We start from the raw sequence: 11,799 nt of genomic DNA, 5'->3' as shown, positions 1-11,799 counted from the left end.
GGGCCGCTCCACGGGGGCGGCCCCTCGTCAATTCAGCGGGTCACCAGATCGAAGGAGCGTCCGCGGGCACCCCGAACACGGTCCCGTCGGGAGCGCTCGCATAGACCCGATCACGTACCACGACGGGTTCGGACAGATCCGACACGACTCGGTCCGATTCCGTCCCGAGTCGCGTGGGCGTCTGTCCTACGAGCGTGCCCTTTCGCGTGTCCACGGCGAGCAGCCGCCCGTCGGCCGCGGTGAAGTACACGTGCCTGTCGTCGGCGACGGGCGTGGAGCCCAGGCTCACGGAGGTCTCGAGGCGCCACTTCTGAGTCTGTGTCTTCATGTCGACGGCGATGAGGGTGCCGAACGGAGCGAGCACATAGACGACGTTCCCGCGGACGGAGGCCCTGGCGGGTGGGACCGGGTACCGGAGCGCCACCCGGATCGAGGTCTTGGTTCGAGGGTCGTAACGGACCAATGCGTCCGTTACTCCTCGGATGTCGTCGTTGACCGAGAAATAGACGCCGCTGCTGTTTTCACCGACCGGCTCCAGGGTGCCCTTCAGCTCGGCATTCCAGTGCACGGTGCCGGTCTCCGGATCCAGGGCACTGACCCGGGTTTGTGATCCGTCGTCGCTTGTGCTCGTCGCGTACACCACGTCACCCCCGGGGAACCAGGCGAAGTCCGGTGTGGTCTGCCCGCCCTGGCCGGTCATCCGACGCTTCCAGTCGCCTTTCCCCGATGCGCTGTCGAGCCCGGTGACCATGCCGTCCGGACGGGTGAGCAGCACCCTGTCGTCCGTGTGCTGCAGACGTATGTACGCGGAGATGTCCATCTTCCAGCGTGTTGCGCCGGAAGCCGGGTCGAGCGCCTCCAGCCATCGGCCGGCACGCGTGACAATGTGCACCAGCCCGCCCGAGAGGACTGGCTGTTCCTGGGGAGTCTCCTGCTCGTCGGCGAAGGCATGCCGCCACAGCACCGAACCGTCCGCCGGATCCAGGGCGGCGAGCTGCCCCACTTGGGCGCAGAACAACTTCCCGCCGCCGTAGGAGCACTGCGGCATCCGGCTGGCTCCCGGCGTGGGCTTCGCCTGCCAGGCGGTGAAACCCGCCGGGGCGGACCGCGAAGCCTTCTCCTGTGGCACGTTGGTGTTGCGTTCGGGCATCCGGGCCGACGCCAGCGCCCCTGCCGCCACGGTGAGAACCACCGCACCGGCCACGATGACCGCTCGCCTGCGTCGGCGTCCCGTGGGTTTCTCGCCCCGAACGGGGCGTGCCCCGGGCGGCTGGGGGTCGGCCTTCGGCAGCGTCTCGGGCTCCGGCTCAGGTTCCGGCGGAACTCCGGTCCGCTGGACCGGGACGAAGGCCTGAGTGTCGTACAAGGCCGACACCGACCGCAGCTCCCGCATCAGTTCGTCCGCCGTGGGCCGGTCCCGAGGCTCCTTGGCCAGACAGCGGAGCACGAGTGGTACGAGGTTGTCAGGCAGGCCGGTCAGGTCAGGCTCGTCGTGTACGACTTGGTAGGCCACGATGTACGGGCTGTCGGAGTCGAAGGGGCCCCGGCCGGTCGCGGCGTGCACCAGCACCGAACCGAGTGCGAAGATGTCGGCGGCCGGGCCGACCTCGCGGGGGCTGCGGAACTGCTCGGGGGCCATGAAGGGCGGTGTGCCGATCAACTTGCCGGTCTCGGTCCGCAGTTCACTGTCCGACGGCCGCGAAATGCCGAAGTCGATGACCTTCGGACCGTCCTCGGCGAGGAGCACGTTGCTGGGCTTCAGGTCCCGGTGAACCACACCCGCCCGGTGTATGTCGCGCAGCGCCTCGGAGAGTCCGGCCATCAGCTGACGCAACTGCGCGCCATCCAAAGGCCCGTTCCGCTTCACCTGCTCGGCGAGGGTCGGTCCGGGAATGAACAGCGTTGCCATCCATGGCCGTTCACCCTCCGGGTCGGCGTCGACCACGGAGGCGGTGAACGCGCCGCTCACTCTGCGCGCTGCCGCGATCTCCTGCCGGAACCGCCCCCTGAACTCCGGATCCTTGGCGAACTGGGCATGCACCACTTTCACCGCGAGCTTCAATCCCGAGGTGCTGCGGGCCAGATGCACCACGCCCATGCCGCCCGAGCCCAGGCATGACTCCAGGCGGTACTGACCGGCGTACTCGGGCAGTTCCGCTGCCGAGCTCGCTCCGGCGTCCCGCTGTGGCGCCATGGACCCACCCCCGTGCTGATCGTTCGCGCGCGCGACGCACGGAGCCTATTCAATGACTCGTACGACACTGATGCGGCTTGCTAGCCTCCGCGTTCGAGAACCGTACCTGTGTGCCTGACGTGTTTTCGCTGAAATCAGCGGCCCCTGCGCTGTGAGGGGCCCAACGGGGGAGGCATCAGTGTCTGTTGACCGTACCGAAGAGATCGAGGCCGACGACGCGGCAGGGGTCGCGACGACGACTGCGGCGAGCACGATCGCGACTGCGGCCGTCCGTTACTACCCGATCGCACCCGGCGTCACCCTGAACGTCCGCAGCGGCCCCGGCACCGGCTACCGCATCGTCCGTGTGCTGCGTGAGGGCTCACAGGTGCCGATCTTCTGCCAGCGCCCGGGTGAGACCGTCACCGGCCCGTACGGCACCTCGAACATCTGGGACAACATCGCGAACGGCGCGTACGTATCGGACACCTACGTGAGAACCGGCAGTGACGGCTATGTGGCCGCGCGCTGCGCCTGAGGAGAACCGGAAAGGGAGCATGATGAAGATTCTGTCGGGCAGACGCGCCGCCGTGGTGGGAGGCGCCGCCGCCGCCCTCGCGCTGGTGGTGGGAGCCTCTTCCGAGGCGTCCGCCGCCGTCAGGTACTACGCGATCGCACCGGGCTACTCGGTCAACGTCCGCAGCGGCCCCAGCACCAACTACTCCATCATCCGAGTGTTGCCCGTGGGCTCATACGTGCCGATCTTCTGCCAGCGCCCGGGCGAAACCATCACCGGCCCGTACGGCACCACGAACATCTGGGACAACATCGCGAACGGCGAGTACGTCTCGGACGCCTACGTGAACACCGGCAGCGACGGTTACGTGGCACCCCGCTGCTCCTGAGTACTCCAGCGGCGTCGGTCCACGCTCATGTGGACGTGGGCGTGGACCGACCCGCATGGTTCCCCTCCGCGAACCTTTGGCCATAATCAACCCCATGCGCGACGAATCCGGCACCGGAAGCGGCACGGGCACCGGCCCCCGCCCCGAACCCCTCCGCTTCTTCGGGACCACCTGGGTCGACCACCAGGGCGGCTACCTCTGGCGACGCGCCGGGGTGGCCCTCGGCTCGCTCGTCGTGGCGGTCGTCTCCTGCCTGGTGCTCCGCTTCGCCTACCAGGGCCTGGCGATCGCGGACGTCGGCGGCGTGGTCAACCTCCTCGTCGTGGTCATGTTCGCCGTGTGCAGCGCCGTCGCCTTCCGCCGCACCTGGGACGGGTTCACCAAGCGCCCCGACCCCGAACAGCAGGCTTCCCTCCGCGGCCTGCTGGCCATCGGTTTCGTCGGCTCCCTCTTCGCGTATTTCTTCCGCTCCCTCATCGAGGCCCCCGGCGAGAAGTTGCACCGCCAGGAGTACGAGACCGCCCGCGCCCGCCACGAACGGGGGAGCACGAGGCGCACGGGCAACCCGGCCCGTAAGAAGAAGTCCTGAAGTCGCGGGCAAGACGTCCTGAAGCACGTCCATGCCCTTGGGTCGGCACCGGCGCCCCGGCCAAGATGACCCCATGACCGAGGCCCCCCGCACCCAAGCCGACACCGCCGAATCCCACGCCCTCCACGCCCACTCCTTCAACGCCGCCGCGACCCAGTACGCCGCGAACCGCCCCTCCTACCCACCCGCCCTCTTCGACGCCATCGAGGAATTGAGCGGACGGACGCTGGACGGCGCACGCGTCGTCGACGTGGGAGCCGGGACCGGTATAGCCACCGCACTGCTGGTCGAACGCGGAGCCGAAGTCATCGCCGTCGAACCCGGCGACGGGATGATCGCCCAGCTCCGCCGCACCCTCCCGGAGGTCCCGGTCGTCCGCGCTGACGGCAACGCCCTCCCCCTCGTCGACTCCTCCGCCGACTTCATCACCTACGCCCAGGCCTGGCACTGGACCGACCCGGCCCGTTCGGTCCCGGAGGCGATGCGGGTGCTGCGCCCCGGGGGTGCCCTCGCCCTGTGGTGGAACGTCGACGCCGTGGACGTCCCCTGGATCGCCGTCCAGGCCAACCGCGTGGAACGCTTCCTCGCAGACGACACCGGCACCGTCGCTCCCGCCGAAACCGGCACCGGCGTCGACAACACCACCGACGACGACAACAGCACCGGCAACGCCCGCCCCACCGCGCCGGCCCTCTCCGGCAGGGGCGCCTGGAACACCGCCCCCCTCTCACCGCACGAATCCACCTGGCACCGCCTGCGCTGGAGCCGCCGTGTCCCGCTCGACACCCATCTCGCCAACCTCGGCAGCCACTCGAGGTTCCTGGTCCTCGGCACGGAACGCACCAACACCTTCCTCACCGAGGAGCGGTCCCACCTCCTGACCGTCTTCCCCGACGGAATCGTCGAGGAGACCTACAACGTCGATCTCCAGGTCGCCATCCGACACTGAGCCCGCGCCAACCGGGCCGCACAAGGCGCTCAGCGCACCGCGTCGGGTTGACGGCCCGGCTCGGCAGGCGCACTATTCATCGCATGATGAATTTCTCGACGAGCCCCCCGCCCCCACCCGACCCCGCGAGCCGAGCCGCCCACGAGCCGGCCGTGCGGGCCACCGGCCTCACCGTCGTCCGGGGCACCCGCCAGGTGCTGCGTGGTCTCGACTTCACCGTGCCGCGCGGCCGGATCACCGGACTGCTCGGCCCCTCCGGCTGCGGCAAGACCACCCTGATGCGGGCGGTCGTCGGCACCCAGGCCAAGGTCTCCGGCACCCTCGACGTGCTGGGCCGGCCGGCCGGAGACGCCACCCTCCGCTCCCGTATCGGCTATGTCACCCAGGCCCCGTCCGTCTACGACGACCTGTCCGTGCGCCAGAACCTCGACTACTTCGCCGCGATCCTCGACCCCGGCCGAGCCGCCGCCGAACGCCGCCACGCCGACGTCGCCCGTGTCATCGCCGACGTCGACCTCGGTACCCACGCCGATGCCCTGGCGGGCAACCTCTCCGGCGGCCAGCGCAGCCGTGTCTCCCTCGCCGTAGCCCTCCTCGGCGCACCCGAACTGCTCGTCCTCGACGAACCCACCGTCGGCCTCGACCCCGTCCTCCGCCGCGACCTGTGGCACCTCTTCCACACCATCGCCACGGAGCGCGGAGCCACACTCCTCGTCTCCTCCCACGTCATGGACGAGGCCGAACGCTGCCACCGCCTCCTCCTGATGCGCGAAGGCCGGATCCTCGCCGAGGACACCCCCGACGCGCTCCGCTCCCGCACCGGAGCCGAGACCGTCGAGGCCGCCTTCCTGCACCTGGTCGACGAGGCGATCGCGGCCGGTGCGCAGTCGCAGACCGGCGAGTCGTCCCGCGACGACTCATCCCGCAACAAGACATCCCACAAGGAGACGGTCCGATGAACACGCGACCGCACCGGAACCCCGGCCCAGCGCAGGCCGAATCCCCGGACACCGCCACACCCCCCGCCGCTCGCCCGGCCCCGCGTCCGACCGCTCGCCCCGGCGCGATCAACGCCTCCCGCACCGCCGCCACCGCGGCCCGCGTGCTGCGCCAGCTCAGCCACGACCCGCGGACCATCGCGATGATGATCCTCATCCCGTGCCTGATGCTCCTGCTGCTGCGCTACGTCTTCGACGGCAGCCCCCGCACCTTCGACTCGATCGGCGCCTCCCTCCTCGGCATCTTCCCGCTGATCACTATGTTCCTGGTGACCTCGATCGCCACCCTGCGCGAACGCACCTCCGGCACTCTCGAACGCCTCCTCGCCATGCCCCTCGGCAAGGCCGACCTCATCGGCGGCTACGCCCTCGCCTTCGGCGCCCTCGCCATCGTCCAGTCCGCCCTCGCCACCGGCCTCGCGGTCTGGGCCCTGGGCCTGGACGTCACCGGCTCACCCTGGCTCCTGCTGCTCGTCGCACTGCTCGACGCCCTCCTGGGCACGGCCCTCGGCCTGTTCGTCTCCGCCTTCGCCGCCTCCGAGTTCCAGGCCGTCCAGTTCATGCCGGCCGTGATCTTTCCCCAACTTCTGCTGTGCGGCCTGTTCACCGCCCGCTCCGACATGCATCCGGTCCTGGAAGCGATCTCCGACGTCCTCCCCATGTCCTATGCCGTCGACGGCATGAACGAGGTCCTCAAGCACGCGGACATGACGGCCGCCTTCATCCGCGACATCCTGATCGTGGCGGGCTGCGCAGTCCTCGTACTGACCCTTGGCGCGGCAACCCTGCGCCGCCGCACGACCTGACCGGGACGTCCGACACATCCGCCGCGTCCGGCAAACGGACACCCCGGCCCCGCCGAGTACCTCCGGTGCGAGGATGTTCCCCAGGACGACGCACCCCCCCCGGAGGGCCCCGCACCATGACCCAGAAAGTCGCAGTCCTCGGCACCGGCAAGATCGGCGAAGCCCTGCTCAGCGGAATGATCCGAGCCGGCTGGGCCCCGGTCGACCTCATGGTCACCGCCCGCCGCAGCGAACGGGCCGAAGAACTCCGCACCCGCTACGGAGTCACCCCGGTCACCAACCCCGAGGCCGCCAAGACCGCCGACACGCTCATCCTCACGGTCAAGCCCCAGGACATGGGCACCCTGCTCGACGAACTCGCCCCGCACGTCCCCGTCGACCGCCTGGTCATCAGCGGTGCCGCGGGCATTCCCACCTCCTATTTCGAGCAGCGCTTCGCCCCGGGCACCCCCGTCGTCCGTGTCATGACCAACACCCCCGCCCTCGTCGACGAGGCCATGTCCGTGATCTCCGCCGGCTCTCACGCCACCCGCGATCACCTCGAGCACGCAGAGGAGATCTTCGGTGCCGTCGGCAAGACCCTGCGGGTCCCCGAGTCGCAGCAGGACGCCTGCACAGCGCTCTCCGGCTCGGGACCGGCTTACTTCTTCTACCTGGTCGAGGCCATGACCGACGCGGGCATCCTGCTGGGCCTGCCCCGCGACAAGGCCCACGACCTGATCGTCCAGGCCGCGATCGGCGCCGCCGTGATGCTGCGCGACAGCGGGGAACACCCCGTGAAGCTCCGCGAGAACGTCACGTCCCCCGCCGGCACCACGATCAACGCGATCCGCGAACTGGAGAACCACGGTGTGCGCGCCGCCCTGATCGCCGCGCTGGAGGCGGCACGCGACCGCAGCCGCGAACTCGCCTCCGGCAACGGCTGACCGCACCGCCGGGCCGCACCGCCGGGGCCGGGCCGCCCCGGCCCCGGTATCACGGTCGAGGACAGCGCCCGCCGCTTGCTGGCACCGACGGTATGTACAGCTTCGCCGACAGGGGCGGCTCCGCCGATACGCCCGGCACCGCTGATGTGCCGGGCATCAGCGACATACGCGGCACCAGCGACAGACACGGCACCGGCGCTATGCACGGCACTGGCGTCCGGCCATCACGCCGTTGCCAGCAAGCCGATCGCCCGGTACGCCTCGTCCACTCTCGGCCTCGCCATTCCCCGCGCCTTCTCAGCACCTGCCCTCAGCACCCCCTCCACATAGCCTTGGTCTCCCGCCAGCTCCCTGTGCCGCGCCTGCACAGGACGAAGAAGCTCCACCACGGCCTCGGCGGTATCCCTCTTCAATGAGCCGTACGACTCGTATACACCGCTCAGGTCCTTCGGGTTCCCACCCGAACACGCAGCGAGGATCTCCAGCAGATTCGAGACACCGGGCCGGGCCCCGGGGTCGTACACGACCTCCCGCCCGCTGTCCGTGACCGCTCGCATGATCTTCTTCCGGATCACATCGGGATCGTCCAGCAGATAGACGATCCCGGCCCCGGACTCATGGGACTTCCCCATCTTCGACGTCGGCTCCTGCAGGTCCATCACGCGCGCCGCGACCGGGGGATGCGTGGCCCGCGGCACCACGAACACCTGCCCGTACCGCTGGTTGAAGCGGAGGGCGAGATCCCGCGTCAGTTCCACGTGCTGCGACTGGTCGTCCCCGACCGGCACCTCGTCCGTCCCGTACGCCAGGATGTCCGCCGCCATCAGCACGGGATACGTCAGCAACGACAGCCGCACGCTCACGCCGCCTGCCCGCTCGCGCGCCGACTTCTCCTTGTACTGGATCATCCGCCGCATCTCCCCGTCCGCGGCGACGCACTCCAGCACGTACGACAGTCGCGTGTGCTCGTCGACGTGACTCTGTACGAAGACGGTGCACAACTCCGGATCGAGCCCCGCCGCCAGCAACAACGTTGCCGCCTGTCGGCTGAGCCTGCGCACCCGCCCGGGATCGTGGTCCACGGTCAGCGCGTGCAGATCGACGACGCAGAACAGCGCGTCGGCCCGGTGCTGATCGACCTCGGCCCACCGCCGAACGGCCCCCAGATAGTTCCCCAGCGTCAGATGCCCGGTCGGCTTGGCCCCGCTGAAGATGCGCGTCATCACTCCACCTCCTGGTCGAGGCCGCCGCGACCGTCGGCCGACGTCCCGGGAGGGGGAACGCGAACGGCCGCCGAAGCGGCGGCCGTTAGAACGCATGTGCTACACGGCCGCCCTCAGGCGGCCCGCCAACGCAGCACAAGCTCGGTCATGCCTGCCAACGTACCGTGCGGGCGCCCGCACGGTACGTGCATTTACGTCTCCCGAGCCTGGCCGCGTCCCCCGGTCTACCTCAGGAACAGCTCGATGACAGGCACTGCCACCTCGGGCCGCCGCACCGGCAGCCGAAGCGTCAGCGTCCCCGCTGGAGGAGCGGACATCCGCGTGGTGTCCGGCGCCTGACCCGCGTCAATGCGCTGCGGTCCCCGCCCGGTCGGCCCGACATTCAGCAGCAGATTGCCGTCCTTGGCGACGGTGTCGACGAGCATCAGGATCAGCAGGTCGGCAGCCTTGTCGTCGAGGTTGTCGCGGTCGTATCCCCAGCTCCCGTTCAGTGTCTGGTACACCTCCCACGGCACCCGAGAGCCGTCGGCGGCGCGCATGGGCTCGTCGGGCTGGTACTGCTCGGGGGTGACGAAGTCGCCGGGGATGTCCAGCCGGTCGTTGACCAGGATCCCCGGCTGCAACTGCCTCACCATCGCGAAGCAGTTCCTCCGAGCACCAGTCGGCCCGGCCCTTCCCGCCCCCAGGTGTCGGGCCTGCCCTCGTAGGAGAAGTCGAAGAAGAGGTAGTCGATCCGGCCGTACCCGGTCAGCAACTCCCGTACCTGCGCGTGGAGATAGTGCCTGTACTCGGCGATGTCGCGGTCTGCGTCGGCCGCCTTGAACACCTCGTCGTCGCGCTGCGGATGGTGCCCGTCGACAGGGAACTGCGGATGGTGCCCGTCGACAGGGAACTGCGGGTGGTGCCAGTCGATCGGCGAGTGATAGAAGCCGATCTTCATGCCCCGGTCCTGCACGGCCTTTATCAGCGGTGCGATCAGGTCCTTCCCGTAGGGGGTGTTGGTCACCCTGTAATCGGTGTGCGCGGAGTCCCACAGACAGAAGCCGTCGTGGTGTTTGGTCGTGATCACGAGGTAGCGCATCCCGGCGGCCTGGGCGAGCCGCGACCACTCCTCCGGGTCGTAGAGGTCGGGGTCGAAGTGGTCGAAGTAGGGCTGGTAGTCCTCGTCGGTGAGCGCTCGCGGTTCTTCACCCACTCATGGCGGGCTGCCAGCGAGTACAGCCCCCAGTGCACGAACATCCCGAAGCGGGACTCGGCGAACCACGTCTGGTCGCCCGTCGGGGATCCGTCGGACATGCTGTTCCCTTTCCTTGAAAAGGTCCTGCTCCCTGCCCTTGCCGACCGACGGTCCTTAGCGACCGTCCTTACCGACCGCCGAGGCCGCTGGTGGCGATTCCTCGGACGAGGTGTTTCTGGAGGACGATGAGCAGCAGCGTGGTGGGCGCCATGGAGATCACGGATGCGGCCATGACCAGATTCCATTGGGTGCCCTGCTGCCCGAAGAACAGCTGCAGGCCGAGCGGGATGGTCGCCTTCTGATCCACAGAGGTGGTGATGATCAGCGGCCACAGGAAGCCGTTCCAGTAGTTGATGAAGGTGAACACCGCCAGCACCGCCAGCACCGCCAGCACCGCGAGCGCCGGACGCACCGGCGGCAGCATGATCTGCGCGAAGATCCGAACCTCGCCCGCGCCGTCCATCCGTGCGCTCTCCCCGATCTCCGCCGGTACGGTCAGGAAGAACTGGCGCATCAGGAACGGGATCATCAGCGTCGCGAGGAACGTGACGAACACCGCTCCTGGCCCCGCCAGTGAAGCTTGGCGAAAGGCGTACGCCGACATGCGTCGACGCCACCGGGATCACGAGCGTGCCGCAGACGGCGACGAGGAAGCCGTTGAGCACGAACCGGCCCAGCGGCAGAAAGGTGAACGCCTCCTTGAAGTGGCCCACCGCAGCACCGAGCCCCACAGCTTCGGCGGCGAGCCGAACTCGTCGGCCGGCTTGAGCGAGGTCGCGACCATATAGATCAGCGGTGAGACGAAGGCCGCGGCGACGAGGTAGACGAGCACGTGCGAGACCACGATCCGGACCCGGCCGGGCCGCGCCGGCCGAGACACCGTGCCTGCCCGCAACGGCCGCGCGGCCGGAGCCGTGCCGGCCCCTGTCGGCTTGCCCGTCCCCGCCTGCTGCTGGACCTACCCTCGGCCAACTCCCGCGCGACCAGCTCCCGGTCCCGGTCCCGGTCCCTGGTACTGGTCGACAACGACCTCATCGCCAGCACCACCGCCGAACTCATCTACGGTGCGGGCCGCGTGTACGACGACTTCCTCGGCCTCGGCGACGGCGTGGGCCTCGGCGCCGTTGTGGATCGTCGGGTGTACCGCGGCCCCGGCGGACTGTCCGGCACCTTCGGCAACACCCCGATGAGCGACACGGGAGTGCAGTGCGGCTGCGGCGCCCGCGGATGTCTGGAGACCTTCACCAACGACCAGGGGATCCTGCGCGAGGCCCGCCGTCGCGGTCTCGCCACTGCGGCCACGGACATGGAGGAGATCCGTACCCGCGCCATCGCCGGCGACCAGAACCTCCTGGTGCTCCTCGCCGACATCGGCGCGATCCTCGGCCGAGCGCTGGCGGGCGTCGTCAATCTCCTCGGTACGCCGACGATCGCCGTCATCGGCGAGAACTACGCCCTGTGGCCCGGCCTCGAACCCGGATCCGCGATGCCATGCGCACGAGTCCGGTCACCGCCGCGCACCGGGTGATGGTGGTCGTTCGCCCCTCGCACGACAGTCAACACGCCCGTGGCGCCGCGACGTTGGCCCTCGGTGCACCCGCAACCCTCACTCAGGTTTGAGCCTGCGGGGCCGGTGGTGTAGCGTCGTCTAGCCGCTTCGGACCGGTCACGGTTCGCACGGCCACTCAGCCGCATTGGCGGCAACCACTACCGCACGGACTCCCTACGGGGTGGATTTCGGCATGTCGAAATTCCGATCCGGAAGGCTCGATTAGGAGCTCACCGGAAAAGCCGCTAAAGTGGTGGACACGCCGGAAGGCCCCGAAAGGAGCCGGAAAGCACCGAGGAAATCGGACCGGGAAACGGTCTGATAGAGTCGGAAACGCAAGACCGAAGGGAAGCGCCCGGAGGAAAGCCGCGAGAGAGTCTCTCGGGTGAGTACAAAGGAAGCGTCCGTTCCTTGAGAACTCAACAGCGTGCCAAAAGTCAACGC

At 69.1% G+C, this 11,799-nt stretch carries 13 protein-coding genes and 1 pseudogene; 8 read left to right on the top strand and 6 right to left on the bottom strand.

Annotated features, from left to right (window positions below):
• Window positions 1-40: 40 nt before the first annotated feature.
• A complete protein-coding gene (locus EF387_RS43525) occupies window positions 41-2,194 on the bottom strand; it encodes a serine/threonine-protein kinase (protein WP_128382130.1) in 2,154 nt (717 codons plus the stop codon).
• A 178-nt stretch (window positions 2,195-2,372) separates the two neighbouring features.
• Here EF387_RS43525 and EF387_RS43520 point away from each other — a divergent pair, with 178 nt between their 5' ends.
• The 7 genes from EF387_RS43520 to proC all read left to right on the top strand — a co-directional run bounded on the left by EF387_RS43520 (window position 2,373) and on the right by proC (window position 7,346).
• On the top strand, window positions 2,373-2,711 hold the full coding sequence (locus EF387_RS43520; protein ID WP_420802696.1) for an SH3 domain-containing protein: 339 nt from the start codon (window positions 2,373-2,375) through the stop codon (window positions 2,709-2,711).
• 22 nt (window positions 2,712-2,733) lie between these two features.
• Window positions 2,734-3,078 (top strand): SH3 domain-containing protein, encoded by a 345-nt coding sequence (locus EF387_RS43515; RefSeq protein WP_128382148.1) that lies wholly within the window; start codon window positions 2,734-2,736, stop codon window positions 3,076-3,078.
• Window positions 3,079-3,172: 94 nt separating this feature from the next.
• Window positions 3,173-3,667, top strand: a complete 495-nt coding sequence (locus EF387_RS43510; RefSeq protein ID WP_128382129.1) for an EamA/RhaT family transporter — start codon at window positions 3,173-3,175, stop codon at window positions 3,665-3,667.
• A gap of 73 nt (window positions 3,668-3,740) precedes the next feature.
• Entirely contained in the window at window positions 3,741-4,616 is an 876-nt protein-coding gene (locus EF387_RS43505; RefSeq protein ID WP_128382128.1) for a class I SAM-dependent methyltransferase, read from the top strand.
• Between the two features lie 83 nt (window positions 4,617-4,699).
• Window positions 4,700-5,575: an ABC transporter ATP-binding protein gene (locus EF387_RS43500; RefSeq protein WP_128382127.1), complete on the top strand. Its 876-nt coding sequence runs from the start codon at window positions 4,700-4,702 to the stop codon at window positions 5,573-5,575.
• Entirely contained in the window at window positions 5,572-6,420 is an 849-nt protein-coding gene (locus tag EF387_RS43495; RefSeq protein WP_238432041.1) for an ABC transporter permease, read from the top strand. Before EF387_RS43500 ends, EF387_RS43495 begins: the two co-directional genes overlap by 4 nt.
• 116 nt (window positions 6,421-6,536) lie before the next feature.
• Entirely contained in the window at window positions 6,537-7,346 is an 810-nt protein-coding gene (gene proC / locus EF387_RS43490; protein WP_128382126.1) for a pyrroline-5-carboxylate reductase, read from the top strand.
• A gap of 224 nt (window positions 7,347-7,570) precedes the next feature.
• Here the strand turns inward: proC and trpS are convergent, their stop codons facing one another.
• The 5 genes and pseudogenes from trpS to EF387_RS47770 all read right to left on the bottom strand — a co-directional run bounded on the left by trpS (window position 7,571) and on the right by EF387_RS47770 (window position 10,638).
• The gene (trpS, locus tag EF387_RS43485; RefSeq protein WP_128382125.1) at window positions 7,571-8,569 is read right to left on the bottom strand and encodes a tryptophan--tRNA ligase; all 999 of its coding nucleotides are present in this window, start codon (window positions 8,567-8,569) and stop codon (window positions 7,571-7,573) included.
• Between the two features lie 224 nt (window positions 8,570-8,793).
• Window positions 8,794-9,204 (bottom strand): alpha-L-fucosidase, encoded by a 411-nt coding sequence (locus EF387_RS49605; protein WP_274388991.1) that lies wholly within the window; start codon window positions 9,202-9,204, stop codon window positions 8,794-8,796.
• Window positions 9,198-9,808: pseudogene (locus EF387_RS49600) on the bottom strand (alpha-L-fucosidase). The gene EF387_RS49605 and the pseudogene EF387_RS49600 overlap by 7 nt, the downstream one beginning before the upstream one ends.
• 125 nt (window positions 9,809-9,933) lie before the next feature.
• A complete protein-coding gene (locus EF387_RS43475; RefSeq protein ID WP_202918565.1) occupies window positions 9,934-10,410 on the bottom strand; it encodes a carbohydrate ABC transporter permease in 477 nt (158 codons plus the stop codon).
• A gap of 18 nt (window positions 10,411-10,428) precedes the next feature.
• The gene (locus EF387_RS47770) at window positions 10,429-10,638 is read right to left on the bottom strand and encodes a hypothetical protein (protein ID WP_202918564.1); all 210 of its coding nucleotides are present in this window, start codon (window positions 10,636-10,638) and stop codon (window positions 10,429-10,431) included.
• On the opposite strand from EF387_RS47770, the gene EF387_RS43470 reads away from it, so the two are divergent.
• Window positions 10,639-11,334, top strand: coding sequence for an ROK family protein (locus tag EF387_RS43470; RefSeq protein ID WP_128382124.1), 696 nt, complete (start codon window positions 10,639-10,641; stop codon window positions 11,332-11,334).
• The last annotated feature ends 465 nt before the right edge of the window (window positions 11,335-11,799 follow it).

The sequence above is a fragment of the Streptomyces cavernae genome, assembly GCF_004023625.1.
GTDB lineage: Bacteria > Actinomycetota > Actinomycetes > Streptomycetales > Streptomycetaceae > Streptomyces > Streptomyces cavernae.
This window is presented reverse-complemented; position numbering and strand designations above follow the sequence as displayed.